The sequence below is a fragment of the Aminobacter sp. MDW-2 genome, assembly GCF_014250155.1.
Lineage (GTDB): Bacteria > Pseudomonadota > Alphaproteobacteria > Rhizobiales > Rhizobiaceae > Aminobacter > Aminobacter ciceronei.
This window is the reverse complement of sequence record NZ_CP060197.1, coordinates 2631819-2646981: the sequence shown is the minus strand read 5'-3', so window position 1 is coordinate 2646981 and position 15163 is coordinate 2631819. Positions and strand designations below refer to the sequence as shown.

15 protein-coding genes are annotated in these 15163 nt (G+C 62.5%); 4 read left to right on the top strand and 11 right to left on the bottom strand.

Features of this window, described 5'->3' with window-relative positions; all coding sequences use genetic code 11:
- Together arsK and H5P29_RS12925 are read right to left on the bottom strand one after the other, a co-directional pair.
- Window positions 1-1194 (bottom strand): arsenite efflux MFS transporter ArsK, encoded by a 1194-nt coding sequence (gene arsK, locus H5P29_RS12930; RefSeq protein WP_154384822.1) that lies wholly within the window; start codon window positions 1192-1194, stop codon window positions 1-3.
- A 255-nt stretch (window positions 1195-1449) separates the two neighbouring features.
- The gene (locus tag H5P29_RS12925; protein WP_182573285.1) at window positions 1450-3039 is read right to left on the bottom strand and encodes an ABC transporter substrate-binding protein; all 1590 of its coding nucleotides are present in this window, start codon (window positions 3037-3039) and stop codon (window positions 1450-1452) included.
- Window positions 3040-3337: 298 nt separating this feature from the next.
- On the opposite strand from H5P29_RS12925, the gene H5P29_RS12920 reads away from it, so the two are divergent.
- Window positions 3338-5389, top strand: a complete 2052-nt coding sequence (locus H5P29_RS12920) for an elongation factor G (protein ID WP_154384821.1) — start codon at window positions 3338-3340, stop codon at window positions 5387-5389.
- A 175-nt stretch (window positions 5390-5564) separates the two neighbouring features.
- Window positions 5565-6524 (top strand): protein-methionine-sulfoxide reductase catalytic subunit MsrP, encoded by a 960-nt coding sequence (gene msrP / locus H5P29_RS12915; protein WP_067959687.1) that lies wholly within the window; start codon window positions 5565-5567, stop codon window positions 6522-6524.
- 98 nt (window positions 6525-6622) lie between these two features.
- On the opposite strand, the gene H5P29_RS12910 is transcribed toward msrP, so the two are convergent.
- Window positions 6623-7057 (bottom strand): GFA family protein, encoded by a 435-nt coding sequence (locus H5P29_RS12910; RefSeq protein ID WP_246670737.1) that lies wholly within the window; start codon window positions 7055-7057, stop codon window positions 6623-6625.
- A 754-nt stretch (window positions 7058-7811) separates the two neighbouring features.
- On the opposite strand from H5P29_RS12910, the gene H5P29_RS12905 reads away from it, so the two are divergent.
- Window positions 7812-8351, top strand: a complete 540-nt coding sequence (locus H5P29_RS12905; protein ID WP_154384820.1) for an isoprenylcysteine carboxylmethyltransferase family protein — start codon at window positions 7812-7814, stop codon at window positions 8349-8351.
- Between the two features lie 47 nt (window positions 8352-8398).
- Here the strand turns inward: H5P29_RS12905 and H5P29_RS12900 are convergent, their stop codons facing one another.
- The 5 genes from H5P29_RS12900 to trxB all read right to left on the bottom strand — a co-directional run bounded on the left by H5P29_RS12900 (window position 8399) and on the right by trxB (window position 11827).
- The gene (locus H5P29_RS12900; protein ID WP_154384819.1) at window positions 8399-8818 is read right to left on the bottom strand and encodes a GFA family protein; all 420 of its coding nucleotides are present in this window, start codon (window positions 8816-8818) and stop codon (window positions 8399-8401) included.
- 28 nt (window positions 8819-8846) lie between these two features.
- Entirely contained in the window at window positions 8847-9314 is a 468-nt protein-coding gene (locus H5P29_RS12895) for an SRPBCC family protein (RefSeq protein ID WP_154384818.1), read from the bottom strand.
- Between the two features lie 2 nt (window positions 9315-9316).
- Window positions 9317-9631: a helix-turn-helix transcriptional regulator gene (locus H5P29_RS12890; RefSeq protein WP_067959677.1), complete on the bottom strand. Its 315-nt coding sequence runs from the start codon at window positions 9629-9631 to the stop codon at window positions 9317-9319.
- Between the two features lie 292 nt (window positions 9632-9923).
- A complete protein-coding gene (locus H5P29_RS12885) occupies window positions 9924-10820 on the bottom strand; it encodes a LysR family transcriptional regulator (RefSeq protein WP_067959672.1) in 897 nt (298 codons plus the stop codon).
- 32 nt (window positions 10821-10852) lie between these two features.
- Window positions 10853-11827, bottom strand: coding sequence for a thioredoxin-disulfide reductase (gene trxB, locus H5P29_RS12880; protein WP_154384817.1), 975 nt, complete (start codon window positions 11825-11827; stop codon window positions 10853-10855).
- Window positions 11828-12068: 241 nt separating this feature from the next.
- Here trxB and H5P29_RS12875 point away from each other — a divergent pair, with 241 nt between their 5' ends.
- Window positions 12069-12539: an Lrp/AsnC family transcriptional regulator gene (locus H5P29_RS12875; RefSeq protein ID WP_067959664.1), complete on the top strand. Its 471-nt coding sequence runs from the start codon at window positions 12069-12071 to the stop codon at window positions 12537-12539.
- 28 nt (window positions 12540-12567) lie between these two features.
- Here H5P29_RS12875 and H5P29_RS12870 read toward each other — a convergent pair whose 3' ends face one another.
- From H5P29_RS12870 to H5P29_RS12860, 3 genes are all read right to left on the bottom strand, one after another.
- Window positions 12568-13440 carry an FkbM family methyltransferase gene (locus H5P29_RS12870; protein ID WP_154384816.1) on the bottom strand — a complete coding sequence of 291 codons (873 nt, stop codon included), beginning with the start codon at window positions 13438-13440 and terminating at the stop codon, window positions 12568-12570.
- A gap of 102 nt (window positions 13441-13542) precedes the next feature.
- The gene (locus tag H5P29_RS12865) at window positions 13543-14334 is read right to left on the bottom strand and encodes a glycosyltransferase family 25 protein (RefSeq protein WP_182573288.1); all 792 of its coding nucleotides are present in this window, start codon (window positions 14332-14334) and stop codon (window positions 13543-13545) included.
- Window positions 14335-14378: 44 nt separating this feature from the next.
- A complete protein-coding gene (locus tag H5P29_RS12860) occupies window positions 14379-15152 on the bottom strand; it encodes a glycosyltransferase family 25 protein (RefSeq protein WP_067959657.1) in 774 nt (257 codons plus the stop codon).
- Window positions 15153-15163 lie beyond the last annotated feature (11 nt).

The following is a 15163-nucleotide window of genomic DNA, read 5'->3' as shown; positions in this document are numbered from 1 at the left end:
CTACCAGGGCGAGCGCGCGGCCAGGCGGCCGATGGCGACGAAGATCGCCAGCGCGACCAAGCCGAGCAGGATGGTAAAGGACAGCGCCCAGGAAATGCCGATGGTGGCCATGGCGAAGGCCAGCGCGAAGGGGGCGACGGCAGAGACGATCAGCCGGGCCGACATGGCGCGGCCCTGCAGCCGGCCGTAGCCGTCGCTGCCGAACAGCGCCAGCGGCAGCGCGCCGGTGACGATGCTGAACAGACCATTGCCCATGCCGAAGATGACGGCGAAGGTCATTGCACCCGCTATCGACGGAGCGGTTGCCAGCAACACGCCCACGCCAGCGGTCATCAGCACAGCCGAGATGATCGCGAGTGTCAGTGGCGCGAGGTTGATGCCGGCCACCATGTTGATGAAGCGGCTGAGCACCTGGGCGGGTCCGAACAGCGTGCTGACGACAGCAGCCGTGGCGCCGAGCCCAAGGCCTGAGAGCAGCGGCACCATGTGGACCAAAATTGCCGCGCTCACCAGGTTCTGTACCGAGAGCGCAATCACCATCAGGGCGAAACCGAGCGGACGCACGGCAGCGGCAAGCGAACCCTCGACATGTTGGTGCGGCTCGGTGGCAATCTGGCCTTGCCCCGTCCGCCGAAACGACAGCCAGGCATGCAGCGGCAGGCAAACGACCAGGTTGAGGACGGCGAAGACGAGATAGACCGCCTGCCAAGACATCTGCGCGTGCAGTGCCGTGGTGATTGGCCAGAAGGCAGTCGAGGCGAAGCCGGCGATGAGCGTCAGATAGGTGATGTTGCGCTGGGCGTCGCGAGGCGATATCTGGACGAGCAGCGCAAAGGCCGCGCCATACTGGACGAGGTTCGAGGCGACCTGGATCGCCACCAGCGCGATGACGAAACTGATCGCTTCAGGAGCTGCCGCACAGGCGACCAGTGCTGCGGCCGCGACAGCCGAACCGGCCGTCATGATGCGGCCGGCGCCATAGCGGTCAATCCAGTTGCCAAGCCAGGGCGCGGTCAGTCCGCCGACGAGCAGTGCCGCCGACAGCGCGCCGAATAGCCACTCGACCGGCCACGACAAGTCCTTGGCCATGTCGTGGGCAAGAATGGAAAAGCTGTAGTAGAGCGTGCCGTATCCGACGATCTGGGTGATGCCGAGCGCGATGACGGCGGCAATCGGCGAACGCACGGCGGTCATCGGGAAATCGGCTCGTTCTCGGTCTTTGCTGCCGCCTCCTTCCGATGTCCGCCGCATCAGGTCAAGCGGCGTGAGGCCCTGGCACAACTCATGCGCCCTGGCAAAAGCCAAGCCTTGCCGGTGATCGAAGCAACGTTCGAAGCGTGCGCCCACCCAACCGCAAGCAGGTTGGGCGCGTCGTCCAGAGAAACTGCGCAGTCCAAACAGCAGACAACGCCTGCTCCAGCGTTACCGGAGCAGGCGAAGCGCCCTCGCCTATGCATTCACCCAGCATTTGGTCAGCGCATGGCCGCCCATCAGCTCGCCATTGGGATCGTCGACCCAGCCGCCGACCTTGGTGCCGGTCGCGTCGATGTAGTTGTTGAACATCGGCACGATGACGCCGCCCTCGTCGCGCAGGATCACGGCTGCCTGACGGTAGAGGTCCTTGCGCCTGGCCTGGTCGAGCTCGCCGCGCGCCGACAGGATCAGCTTGTCGAAATCGTCGCGGAAGAAGCGGGTGTCATTCCACTCGGCCTTGGACAGATAGGCGATGGAATAGACCTGGTCCTGCGTCGGCCTGCCGGTCCAGTAGGACATCGAGAAGGGCTGCTTGTTCCACACTTCCGACCAGTAGCCGTCGCCCGGCTCGCGCTTGACCTCGAGCGTTATGCCGGCCTTGGCCGCACTCTGCTGGTAGAGCTGGGCGGCATCGACAGCACCTGGGAAGGCGACGTCGGAGGTCCGCAGCAGCACCGGGCCGCTATGACCCGACCTCTTGTAGTGGAACGCCGCCTTGTCAGGATCGTAGGCGCGCTGCTCGATGTCGTCGGAGAACATCGCATAGGCCTTGGTCACCGGCATGTCGTTGCCGATCAAGCCGTAGCCGCTCAGCACCTTCTTGACCATCTCCTCGCGGTCGACGGCATATTTCAGCGCCAGCCTCAGATCGTTGTTGTCGAAGGGTGCGGTGTTGCAATGAGCGATGAAGACGTAGTGGCCCTTGCCCGGCACGTTGCGGATCTCTACGCCCGGCACGCGCTTGATCAGGTCGACGATCTTCGGTTCGACCCGGTTGATCAGATCGACCTGGCCGCCCTGAAGTGCGGCAGTGCGCGCTGTCGCGTCGTTGATCACAACGATCTCGATCTGGTCGGCATGGCCGCGCTTGTCGGAACCCCAGTAGTTCTTGCTCAACTCGCCGACATGGCGCACGCCCGGCTCGTTGACCATCACCTTGTAGGGGCCGGTGCCGATGCCTTCGGTCGGATTGTCCTTGCCGCCATTTGGCTGAATCATGAGGTGATAGTCGCTGACCACGTAAGGCAGGTCGGCATTGGCCTCCTTGAGCTGGATGACGACATAGTCGCCGTCGACCTTCATGCTTTCGAACTGGCTGACGAAGGCAAGTGCCGCCGATTTCGAATTGGCGTCGGCATGGCGCTCCAGCGTCGCCATCACGTCATCAGGCGTAAGCTCCTTGCCATTGTGGAAGGTCACGCCCTTGCGGATCTTGAAATGCCAGGTCTTGGCGTCGTCGGAGGCTTCGTAGCTTTCGGCCAGGCGCGGCTCGATCTCGCCCGCCGGCGACACTTCCAGCATCTGCTCGCCCCAGCTGCGGCCAAGCGTGTAGGGCACCTGGCTCGCCCATGTCGCCGGGTCGAGGCTGTCGGTGGCGGCACCGCCGACCATGCCGGCCTTGAGCACGCCGCCCTTGACCGGCGCTTGCGCTTGTGCGGCACCGGCCAGCAGCGTGTTGGCCGAAAGGCCCATGACTCCAAGGGCTGCGGCACGGCCGAGAAAGTCGCGGCGCGACATCCGTCCACTGACGACGAGACGGCTGAGATGGTCGAGTTCACGAGACATTGGACTGCGTTCCTCCAGATGGGCGCGACTTGATGTCGTCATGGTTCCCCAACGTAATATTGAGTGGCGGGCCGCTTCACGCTGCCCGCCGGACGCGACATCTGATGGCGCTTTTGGAATAGCTGGCTTTTCTGCTGCCGCCGCATCAACCCTTGCCTTGCAAGGCTCTTGCCCTGCCTTCAAAGCCGTGTGACGATGTCGCCAACGGGGAGGAAGTTCTCAGACGAATTTGCCCGCGACGGCCGCACAGGCCGGCCGCCGCATTCAGGGAAAAATGCCTGAGTGGAGGTCAGCTCTCATGGGTAGTCGCGCCGGAGGAAGACGCACGGGACCGAAGTGCATCGCCATCGTCGGTCCCTTCGCCAGCGGTAAAACCACACTTCTCGAAGCCCTTCTCGCCCGCTCGGGCGCCATTTCCAAGCAGCACCCGGTCGCCTCCGGCAACACGGTCTCCGACCACTCGGCCGAGGCCAAGGCGCATGCCATGAGCGTCGAGGCGGTCTTCGCCACCACCCAGTTCATGGGCGAGGCCATCACCTTCGTCGACTGCCCCGGCTCGGTCGAGTTCGCCTTCGAGGCCGAGCCCATCCTTGCCGCCTGCGACCTCGCCGTCGTCGTCGCCGAGCCCGACGAGAAGAAGATCCCAGCCTTGCAGTTGATCATGCGCAAGCTCGACGATCTCGGCGTGCCGCGTATCCTGTTCCTCAATAAGATCGACAAGGCAGCCGCCGGCGTCCGCGACACGCTGAAGCTGCTGCAGCCGGTCAGCCGCACGCCGCTGCTCCTGCGTCAGATCCCGCTGCGCAAGGACGGCGTCGTCGTCGGTTCGATCGACCTCGCGTTGGAGCGCGCCTACATCTACCGCGAATATGCCGAGAGCGAGATCGCCGACATCCCAAGCGACGACAAGGCGCGCGAACTCGAAGCCCGCTTCGCCATGCTGGAAACCCTCGCCGACCATGACGACCAGTTGATGGAGCAGTTGCTCGAGGAGATCGAGCCGCCCAAAGATGAAATCTTCGATGACCTTGCCGCCGACCTGCGCGACGGCGCGGTCACGCCGGTGCTGATCGGCTCGGCCGAAAAGGGCAATGGCGCGCTGCGCCTGCTCAAAGCGATCCGCCACGACGCCCCCGACATCGAGGCAACGCGCAAGCGCCTCGGCATATCCGACGGCAGCGCTGCGGTCGTCCAGGTCATGAAGACCATCCACACCTCCCACGCCGGCAAGCTGTCGGTGTCGCGCATCCTGTCCGGCCAGGTCGCCGATGGTACGGAGCTCTGGCTCAACGCCACCGACACCTCGAAGGTCTCGGGCATTTACCGCTTGCTCGGCAAGGACCAGTCCAAGCAGTCGGGCGCCGGCGCCGGCGACACCGTCGCGCTCGGCAAGCTCGAACATGCCGCGACCGGCCAGACGCTGACCACGGCCAAGGGAGGCATCAAGCCGCTGGTCAAACTGGAGCCGCCCAAGCCGGTCTATGCCTTTGCGCTGCGCCCCAAGGAGCGCAAGGACGAGGTCAAGATGTCGGCGGCGATCCAGCGCCTGGCCGAGGAAGATCCCTCGCTCACCTTGCACCACAACCAGGACTCGGCGGAAACTGTTCTATCCGGCCATGGCGAGATGCATCTGAGGGTGGTGCGCGAGCGGCTCGAAGGCCGCAATCAGATCGCCGTCGAGGGTCACGCGCCAGCGGTGCCCTATCGCGAGACCATTCGCAAATCGGTCCAGCAGCGCGGCCGCCACAAGAAGCAATCGGGCGGTCACGGCCAGTTCGGTGATGTCGTCATCGAGATCAAGCCGCTGCCGCGCGGCTCGGGTTTCGAGTTCACCGACACCATCACAGGCGGCGTCGTGCCCAAGCAATACATCCAGTCGGTCGAAGCAGGCGCGCGCGACTTCCTCAAGACCGGCCCGCTCGGCTTCCCCGTCGTCGACATCGCCATCAACCTGTCTGACGGTTCGTTTCACTCGGTCGATTCCTCCGACATGGCGTTCCAGATGGCGGCGAAGATCGCGATGAAGGAGGGTATGCCGAGTTGCTCGCCGGTGCTGCTCGAACCGGTCATGAAGGTCGAGATCTTCACCCCCTCCGATGCCACGGCGCGCATCATCGCACTGGTGCCGCAGCGCCGCGGCCAGATCCTCGGCTACGACGCCCGCACCGATTGGCCCGGCTGGGATGTCGTCGAGGCGACGATGCCGCAATCGGAGATCGGCGACCTGATCATCGAGCTGCGCTCAGCCACCGCCGGTGCCGCCACCTACCGCGCCGAATTCGACCACATGGCCGAACTCACCGGCCGCCTCGCCGACGAAGCGATGCAGTCGGGCGGCAAGGCCGCGTGAGATCAGCAGCCGGGCGGTCCACGCGGGTCGTCCGGCAGCTCTCCTCACGCTCTGTTGATCTCCCATCCGGGACGGCGCTGTAACGCGACGACGTTTCCACGCGTATGTGAACGTGACAGCGTTGATTTCGCCGTCCGCAGGGGCGACCTTGCGGCCAGCCTATTGGAGAGCAAGCATGGCATTCATTCACCGCCGACCGTCCTGGGCAATTCCGGAAGCGCTGGCGACACCCGAGCACATCTTCCTCAACCGCCGCAGCATTCTGGCCGGCATGGGGCTTGGGCTCGCGGCCGCAGCCCTGCCCCGCAAGGCGCGCGCCGAGGAGGCCGATCCGACCGCCGATCTCTATCCGGCCAAGCCGAATGCCACCTACAAGCTCGACCGTGCGCTGACGCCCGAAGCGATCAACGCCAACTACAACAACTTCTACGAATACGGCACCTACAAGGAAATCGCGGCCAACGCCCAGCAGCTCAAGACGCGGCCGTGGGACATCCAGATCGGCGGCCTTGTCGACAAGCCGATGACGCTTGCCATCGACGACCTGATCCGCAAATTCCCGCTCGAGACGCGGCTCTACCGCCACCGCTGCGTCGAGGCCTGGTCGATGACCATCCCGTGGAGCGGCTTCCCGCTGAAGGCGCTTGTCGCCATGGCGAGCCCCAAGACGGATGCAAAATTCATCCGCTTCGAGACCTTCCTCGATCCGTCCATGGCGCCCGGCCAGAACGACTTCGTCTATCCCTGGCCCTATGTCGAAGGCGTCACCATCGAGGAAGCGGCGCTCGACCTGCCTTTCCTCGTCACCGGCGCCTATGACAAGCCGCTGGCCAAGCAGTTTGGCGCGCCGATACGGCTCGTCCTGCCGTGGAAATACGGCTTCAAGTCGATCAAGTCGATCCGCAAGATCGACTTCGTCGCCGAACAACCGGTGGGCCTGTGGGAAGCGATCCAGCCGAGCGAATACGGTTTCTGGGCGAACGTGAATCCCGAGGTCCCGCACCCGCGCTGGAGCCAGGCCAAGGAGCGCGTGCTCGGCACCGGCGAACAGGTGCCGACACAGCTGTTCAACGGCTATGCCGCCGAAATAGGTCAGCTCTACGCAGGCAAGGATCCCGCCAAGCTTTACATGTGATCCCACCTGCATGCCCTCGAAAAATCGAAGCGATTGTCGAGAGGGATCATGCAGTGAACTTGGGAGGTGTCCGCGCGCCAGTTTGTGCGCGCGGTGCCCTATTCCGCTTTCGCCTCGACATGCCACCATTTTAGCCGACCACCCTTGAACGAGTGGCTCTTCGGCATGAGCTCAATCGCGCCGGGCTTGTCGAACACGCCGAGCAGCAGTGCGACCACGGGCGCGTCGTCGATAGCGCCGAATGAGCTGCCGCAGGCCGGGCAGAAGGCGCGACTGGAATAGTCGGACGAGCGATAGACCGATGGCGCGCCGCCCGGCCCGGTCCACGTCACGCGGTCGCTTGGAAATTCGACCCATGAAGCGGTCAGCGAACCTGTGTGGCGCTGCCACATGCGGCACGAGCATGTATGCGGCTTCCCGGCCGGTCCGGTCGCCTCGAAGCGGACTGCGCCGCACAGGCAGCCGCCACAAAAGACCTTGGCCTTGGCCACACCCGCCTTGCTCGCGCCCTTGGCCGCATCTGTCATGCTCATGAATGTCCCCCCAAATGATCCATCTGGCCGCGCCTGGCAAAATATGGATTCGCAGCAATGTCGCCCAGCCTTGACCGGCCGCCGACAAAACAAAAGCGGCGCCCGAGGATATCCTCGGACACCGCTTTTTGCGGACCGTTCCGCGGGAGGCGGGACGGCAGGTCCGCCGCTACGTGGCCAACGTCTTGGGTCGTCGGCAATCTGCTGGACGCGGCGCGTTGCCTGAACCTGGCGCGCACGGGTGATGCCCCCATCTCCCGACGCACCATCACCGCGTCCATGTAAAAACTAGGCGCGTCCCGGGGTACGGGGAATGTTACCGGGGGTTACATGTCACTGTTACGCGGGAGGTTTGGCCTGTTTCAGGCAACAAAAAAGCCGGATCCAAGAAGATCCGGCTGAGTTTGTTTGGAAGTGCCGATTAAGGCTAACCTCCAGAGGGGAACACTCAAGGGCGCTAATGGGAGGAGGAACGCGCCCTGGAGATGAACAATATATGTGCTCTCCTTGCCCAACAAACAAGCATCTATTTTGCAATGCACGCATGCAAAAACATACAGGCTGTGGTCTAACGACGTTAGAAGCCCGATAGGACCAGTTTTCGCCCCGAAAATCGCAGCCTGAGCATGCTGCAACGCACAACAAACAGCCGTGGCGACGCCAAGGATGACCTGAAATGCCCCGTGCCGGGAGATGCTGGCAAATCGGGCACGGCACGCTCATTGTTGCGGCGAAAGCCAAGCCAATAGGCAACATGCGGAATTTTCGACCTGAGAGATCAAGAGGAGTGCAGGCCTCGCGCAAACCGTCCGCCATCCTCGGCAGCGCCATCTTCTTCATCACGGCACCTGGTGTCGTCGCCGGCCTCGTGCCGTGGCTCGCGAGCGGGCGCTATGGCCTGCCGGTGGCGTCGTGGCCACTCGCCATCCTGGGCGCCGCGCTGGTCGCTGTCGGCCTCGGCGTGCTGCTGCACGCCTTCGCCCGTTTCGCGCTGGAAGGGCTCGGCACCCCTGCCCCGATCGCGCCGACGGACAGGCTGGTGGTCGGCGGCGTCTACCGCCACGTGCGCAACCCGATGTATGTCGCGGTGCTGTCGATCATCCTCGGCCAGGCGCTGATCTTTGCATCCTGGCAGCTTGCCGCCTATGCCGTCATCATGGGCGCTGTGATGGCGACCTTCGTCCGGATCTATGAAGAGCCGGTTCTGCTGCGGCAATACGGTGCCGACTACGAAGCTTACCGCCAAAACGTTCCCGGCTGGATGCCCCGGCTCACGCCCTGGCGTGGAGCCTAGGCCGGAACAAGATCGGCCAGCCGGGAACGATGTCGGCAGGCGAAGGTTCAGCCGCTCGGCATGCCCGCGAAGGCCACGAGATCGGGATCGATCCTGTCCCAGGCGTGGCCTCGGGCACTGTAGGTCAGCACCTGAGGCTGGAACTGGCCCGGATCATCCAGGCTGCCGGCATGGATCGCGATCGCTTCCGGCGCTGCGGCGAAGGTCACGAACACAGGCGTTCCGCACTCAGGGCAGAAGCCATGAATCTTGTCCTTGCCGCTGTCGGCCACGACCCGCCAATGCTTTGCTTCGCCCGTCATCGCCATCTCGGCGCGCCGGGCAAAGGTCAGGTACGAGCCATGCCCGGTGCCGCTACGCTTCTGGCAATCCAGGCACTGGCAGTGGTTCTGGAAGATCGGCTCGTTTTTCGTCTCGTAGCGGACAGCACCACAGGCGCAGCCGCCGGCATAAAGCTTGGTCGTCATTGGGGTTCTCCGGGATGCGGGCAGCCGATCATGCCGTTTTTGGCTTGGCGAAAACGTCGAGGGGACGTCCCGTTTCGAGGAAGGATTTCAGGCTGGACAGAACGATCGGCCAGCCCTTGCTGATTCCTTTCGCCATGCCACTACCGGCTTCGAGTTCGTCATGGGTAACGGTCAGCCGAACCATGGTGTCGTATTCATCGATGTCGAACGTCACCCGACTGTAGCTTGCAGGATTTGCAGCCTCGGACGGGTCTGCCCAGGTCATGACGAGGCGGCTCGACGGAACGGTCTCGACGACCTTGCCGACAACCTTGACGGCCCGCTCGCCATGGGCCTGGACGTGCTCCCACGTCGAACCCGGATTCCAGTCGGAAATGTTTTCGTGGCCCCAGTAGCGCCTTGCGACATCCGGCTTGGTGATTGCCTCGAACACCTTGTCCGGTGTCGAGACGATGTAGGTCACGTAGACGAAGCTCGTCTTTTCCTGGCTGGTCATTGTTATTCTCCTTCGAGTTCTTTCTTCAGGTCATGCAGCAGGCTGAGCCGCTGGACCTCGAACTTGCGCACCCACCGCTCGTAAACCTCGTGGATCGGAACGGGGTTGATGAAATGCAGCTTCTCGCGGCCGCGCCGAACCGATGTGACCAGGTTGGCCGCCTCCAGTATTCCGAGATGCTGGGTGGCCGATTGCCGAGCCATATCGAGGTTTGCACACAACTCACCCAGCGACTGTCCGTTCTTTTCGAAGAGAAGATCGAGCAGCTTCCTGCGGGTCGGGTCGCTCAAGGCCTTGAATATGTCGTCGGCGTCCATCGTCCTCACTCACTGACCGCTATAGATATGCAGGCAAATACCTGCATGTCAAGTCATGCAGGTATTTACCTGCATATTAATGTGAACACCTTCGTCCGCTCGGGTTGTCGAGCGGTACAGCCTGCCCGGTCCACGCACAGGCGCCAGGTAGCCGGGAACAGGCCGATCAACGCAGCCGCATTGTCGCTTGGAACGGAAACCGATTGTCGGGGCGCGCCTGCGTCCACGCGTGGGAAAGCCTGCCCTCGCCGAAACGAGGGCTTTTCGCAGCGGGCGTGATCGGAGTGGGAGCCTAGTAGGCCCAGCTCCTGGCCTTGGCGATGACGAAGTCGCGGAAGACGTGCAGCTTGGCCTGCTCGCGCATGGCGTCGGGATAGGCGAAATAGGTGTCGAAGGACGGCACCTCGGTTTCGGGCAGGAGTTGCACCAGTCCGGCATCCTTGCCGATGACATAGTCGGGCAGCATGGCGATGCCGGCACCCGTCTGCACCGCCTTCTTGATCGACAGGATGTCATTGATCTGCAGCGTCGGCACACGCTGGCCGCCCTCGAAGTCGCCGACGGTTTCCAGCCAGTTGAGCTCGCTCAGATGCGTCGGCACCGGCACGCCGAAGGTAACGATACGGTGGTTCTTGAGGTCGGCGATGGATGTCGGCTTGCCGTATTTGTTGACGTAGGCCGGCGACGCATAAAGGTGGAAATGCACCGTGAATAGCCGGCGCTGTATCAGGTCCGGCTGCTGCGGCTGACGCAGGCGGATTGCGCAATCGGCCTGGCGCATGGTCAGGTCCAGCTCCTCATTGGCGAGGATCAGCTGGATCTGGATATCGGGATAGAGCTCGAGAAACTCCTGGATGCGCTCGGTCAGCCAGCCGGCGCCGAGGCCGACGGTCGTCGTCACCTTGAGCACACCAGACGGCCGGTCCTTGGTTTCGGTCAGCCGCGTCTTGATCGTCTCGAGCTTCATCAAGACGTCATGCGCCGTGCGGAACAGCATCTCGCCCTGCTCGGTCAGCACCAGACCGCGCGCATGCCGGTGAAACAGGGGCACGCCGATGTCGTGTTCGAGCGCGCTCACCTGACGCGAAATCGCCGACTGCGACAGCCTCAGCGTCTCCGCCGCGTGCGTGAAAGAGCCAGCCTCCGCCGCTGCGTGGAACACGCGCAACTTATCCCAATCCAACGCCATTTTTCCCCTCGTTTATAAGGCGTTTGGTCGGCCTATTCGGCCGCTTCGCGATGCACTTCAACTCCCGCCAGATACTTCTCGGCTTCAAGCGCTGCCATGCAGCCAAGACCTGCCGCCGTCACCGCCTGGCGATAGATGTCGTCGGTCACGTCGCCGGCGGCGAACACGCCCGCAACGTTGGTCCGCGTCGAATTCGGCTCGGTCCAGAGATAGCCGTTCGGCTTCTGCTTGAGCTTGCCGACGAACAGCTCGACCGCCGGTGCATGGCCGATCGCCACGAACACGCCGTCCGTAGTCATTTCGGTGATGGCGCCGGTATGCACATTCTTCAGCCTCACGCCGTTGACCGACGGCGGCAGCGGCTTCTGCGCCGGCGCACCGACAATCTCCTCGACTGCCGAGTCCCAGATCACCTTGATGTTGGCCTTGGCAAACAGCCGTTCCTGCAGGATGCGCTCGGCGCGGAAATGGTCGCGGCGATGAACGACGGTCACCGTCTTGGCCAGATTGGAGAGATAGAGCGCCTCTTCGACCGCCGAATTGCCGCCGCCGACGACCACCACGTCCTTGCCGCGATAGAAGAAGCCGTCGCAAGTGGCGCAAGCCGAAACGCCAAAACCCTGGAACACCTGCTCGGAAGGCAGGCCCAGCCACTTGGCCTGAGCACCGGTGGCGATGATCAGCGCGTCGGCGGTGTAGATGGTTCCGGAATCGCCCTTGGCGCGGAACGGCCTAACGTCGAGATCGACCTCGGTGATGATGTCGTTGATCATCTCGGTGCCGACATGCTCGGCCTGCAGGCGCATCTGCTCCATCAGCCACGGGCCCTGGATCGGCTCGGCGAAGCCGGGATAGTTTTCGACCTCGGTGGTGATCATCAGCTGGCCGCCCTGCTGGATGCCGGCGACGAGCACCGGTTTCAGCATGGCACGCGCCGCATAGATCGCGGCCGTGTATCCGGCAGGTCCGGAACCGATGATGAGAACTGGCGCATGTTTGGCGGTCATCGAAGGGCCTTCGTGGTCGATGGAAAATGCAGCAGCCGTCAAAACGGGCTGCGGATCGTCCCTAATCTAGGTGTTCACCCACACCCCGCGCAAGGCGGCAAGATGTTACTCCCCCGAAAGCTGCGCAACTAACGGTGCAATTGTTCCGTCTGCGGCGTTTCACCGGCCATGGGCTTCCCAAGGGCTTCGAGTAGTTTTATTACGTCATTGCGCAAGATTCTTGCGCAAACGCGGAGCACATATGCCGATCAAGGCCGACCTCGACGCCATCGACTGGAAGATTCTGCGTGAGCTTCAGGACGACGGCCGCATGACCAATGTCGAATTGTCGCGCCGCGTCGGTATCTCGGCGCCGCCCTGCCTGCGCCGCGTCAAGCGGCTGGAAGACGAAGGCATCATCCAGCGCTACCGCGCCCTGCTCAACGCGCCCGCGCTCGGCATGGACGTCGTCGCCTTCTGCCTCGTCGGCCTCAACCGCCAGTCGGAAGTCGACCTCAAGGCGTTCGCCGACCGCACCCGCAACTGGCCGATCGTCCGCAGCGCCTGGATGGTCTCGGGCGAATCCGACTTCATGCTGCACTGCCTCGCTCCCGACCTCGGCACCTTCCAGGGCTTCGTCATCGAGGAACTGACCTCCTCCCCCAACGTCGACACGGTGCGCACGGCGCTGACCATCAGGCAGGTCAAGGACGACGGCCTAGTGGCGATCTAGGCACAACCCTCGCCCTGCCTGCCAAGCGTTATGGCAGCAGCAGGATGTTTGTTTGGGCGATGCTGATCGGAAGGTCGACGACCTTCATCTCCGCTTGGTTATGTCCATCGAAGATCATGCACTTTTCGTAGTAGCGCGACAGAAGCGCTATGAACTCACGAGCGGTTCCCGGTGGATAGACGCCAGGCGAGTACTCGAACATGACCGGCACACGACGCTCGAAAAGTTCGTGCATCGATTGGCTGGCAAGGGGCTCCGCCCCTTCGATGTCCATCCACACGAAATCGATGTCGGCGGCAAGAACATCAGCCTCTGCAAGCACCTGCGCCATGGGCTTGATCGCGACCGCCACCTCGCCTTCAGAATTTGGCAGCGGAAACAGACTGCTGCCGCCGAAATTGCCTTCAGCGCGATGCAAATTGCCTGTCGCGATATCGTTTCCGACCGCACAGGGGATGATGGTGACACGTTGCTCAAGATCGTTGTCCGCAACATTGCGCCGAAGCAAAGACAAGTTTCTCGGATCCGGCTCGACGGCGATAACCCTCGCCACTTTGCCAGACCGGCAAAAATACACCGTCTGAGTGCCGATGTTCGCGCCTATCTCCAGCACGGTCGCCCCACCGCTCGGCAAATAGCCTCGACGAGATAGGAAGGCGACCAATGCGTCAGAGAGATGCCGATCAAAATCTCCCGAGAGAAAAATACTTCTCCCGATGTACTCATGTGGCGAAAAAGACATGAAGTGGTCATCGAATTTCATAGTGACCGAGGTGACGTTCGTCAAAAGCACCTCGGATGAAACGCGTCGGCCATGCTTGCCGGAAACCAGTTTCCGGATGAACGCAACCTTCCAATTTCTCAGGGCGTTTTCTATTCCCTTTAAAGCGGCGATCTTCACAATCCCTCAATCCAAAACGTCTGTTTCAGTCCCGTATTTTCCAACGTCCAAATACAGTATCTGCAAAAATGGCCTGTAGCCGGCCACAGGGGTAAACAAAACTCAGGAAAAAGGAACCCTGATCCTCTCAAGGCCGCGCAAGCGCGAGTTCAAGAACATCCACGCCTGCCGTAAGGGTCTCATGATTTCTCTTAGCGGCTTGCTCAGCCGCTCTTTTTGGCTCTTGAGTTCGGGCCGCTCATCTTCGAGAGTACTTTGGAAACCGACAACCTGGCTACCTGCTCCAACCAGCATATCCTGAATGCAGATTGCTGGCGTCAACTGGTAGATCGTAAGATCAGCCCAAGCCGTACAAGCCGGATTGAACATGAATTGATCGACCGGATCGACAAAATCCTCACTCAAAGCAATGAGCTTCCGAGCGGCCGACTTCGACAAGATGTAGCCGCTTGCACCAGTATGTGTTGACCGAAGCCTCTTGAGAGAACGTCCCAGGGCAAGCTTGTTGCCCGTTCTGTCGAGGAGGGCATGCACCCTGGTGGTCTCCAGCTTCACCACGTCGGCATCGCCAGGAATCCAGGCATCGTTGCTCAGCAATTCGGCGAGGCCGGATCCGAAATGGACGTCGTCCTCGAAGACCGCCCCATGGTTCTGCTCGGCGTTGGCGATCGCCTCCCAGCACGCCCGGTGGCTGAGAAAGCAGCCTGTTTCCCCAGGTCCGAGCTGGTAGATCAGCCCTGCCCGCTCAGGTCGGTGCAGTTTGCCCTCGGCAATCAGCTTCGCTCCGTCGACAGCCGGCATCCTTGTGAAGTCGAGGCCGAGATCGCTGAAGATCGTGGCCATACGCTGCAGGCGATCGGGCGAGCGATCCAGATTGATCAGGTAGATGTTCATTGGATGGTCGTTCAATTCCTGCCTCAACAAGTGGCCGGCGCCGGTCAGCGGAACCGCACCTTGCCCCATCGCTGCCCCCGAAGACCTGCGCCGACGGACGCGGCAAGGCGCCCAAGCGGTCTGGCAATCTCCCGCATCAGCTTTTCCGTGCCGCGCGCTTTTTCCTGCACCGGCCGTTCGTGTTTCAGCCCGCTGGCCAAGGCATCGGCGGCACCATCCTTGCCGACGACCACCTCCTGGACACAGATCGCCGGGTCGACCTGATATATCGTCAGCGCATTCCAGGCGACGGAGACCGGATTGAACATGAACTGGTCGACCGGATCGGCGAAATCCGCGCTCAGTTCGAGCAGCTTGCGCGCCCCCTCGCGCGACACGATGTAGGCGCCCGTCCCCGGATGCGTATCGCGCAAGCGCCGTACCGAGCGGTCGCCGGCACGGGCAGCACTGTCGCGGTCGACCAGCGTCCGCACCAAGGTGGTTTCAAGCTTCACCACGTCGGCATCGGCTGGAATCCAACTGGTGTCGACAAGCAGTTCTCGTGCACCGGCTCCGAAGTGGACGTCATCCTCGAAGATCGCGGTGTACTCGCCGTCTGCCTTCGTCGCAGCGTCCCAGCACTTGATATGGCTGAGAAAGCAGCCGATCTCGCCACTGCCCAGGTCGTAATACATGCCCTTGCGAGCCTGTCGGCCAGCCAGGTCCCGGCCGTCGACGGCCGACACCCTGGTGAAGTCGAGCCCCAGCTCGCCAAACAGCGACGCCATGCGCTCGAGGCGCTGCGGTGCGCGGTCCAGATTGATGACAAAAATCTTCATTCCCGCGTACG

Bases quoted from the DNA above. Each gene is read 5' to 3' on its own strand.
- trxB (WP_154384817.1), bottom strand. From the start codon at position 11,827: ATGACCGCCAAACATGCGCCAGTTCTCATCATCGGTTCCGGACCTGCC.
- H5P29_RS12920 (WP_154384821.1), top strand. From the start codon at position 3,338: ATGGGTAGTCGCGCCGGAGGAAGACGCACGGGACCGAAGTGCATCGCC.
- H5P29_RS12895 (WP_154384818.1), bottom strand. From the start codon at position 9,314: ATGACCAGCCAGGAAAAGACGAGCTTCGTCTACGTGACCTACATCGTC.
- H5P29_RS12925 (WP_182573285.1), bottom strand. From the start codon at position 3,039: ATGTCTCGTGAACTCGACCATCTCAGCCGTCTCGTCGTCAGTGGACGG.
- H5P29_RS12885 (WP_067959672.1), bottom strand. From the start codon at position 10,820: ATGGCGTTGGATTGGGATAAGTTGCGCGTGTTCCACGCAGCGGCGGAG.
- H5P29_RS12875 (WP_067959664.1), top strand. From the start codon at position 12,069: ATGCCGATCAAGGCCGACCTCGACGCCATCGACTGGAAGATTCTGCGT.
- arsK (WP_154384822.1), bottom strand. From the start codon at position 1,194: ATGACCGCCGTGCGTTCGCCGATTGCCGCCGTCATCGCGCTCGGCATC.
- msrP (WP_067959687.1), top strand. From the start codon at position 5,565: ATGGCATTCATTCACCGCCGACCGTCCTGGGCAATTCCGGAAGCGCTG.
- H5P29_RS12905 (WP_154384820.1), top strand. From the start codon at position 7,812: ATGCGGAATTTTCGACCTGAGAGATCAAGAGGAGTGCAGGCCTCGCGC.
- H5P29_RS12890 (WP_067959677.1), bottom strand. From the start codon at position 9,631: ATGGACGCCGACGACATATTCAAGGCCTTGAGCGACCCGACCCGCAGG.
- H5P29_RS12900 (WP_154384819.1), bottom strand. From the start codon at position 8,818: ATGACGACCAAGCTTTATGCCGGCGGCTGCGCCTGTGGTGCTGTCCGC.
- H5P29_RS12865 (WP_182573288.1), bottom strand. From the start codon at position 14,334: ATGAACATCTACCTGATCAATCTGGATCGCTCGCCCGATCGCCTGCAG.
- H5P29_RS12910 (WP_246670737.1), bottom strand. From the start codon at position 7,057: ATGAGCATGACAGATGCGGCCAAGGGCGCGAGCAAGGCGGGTGTGGCC.
- H5P29_RS12860 (WP_067959657.1), bottom strand. From the start codon at position 15,152: ATGAAGATTTTTGTCATCAATCTGGACCGCGCACCGCAGCGCCTCGAG.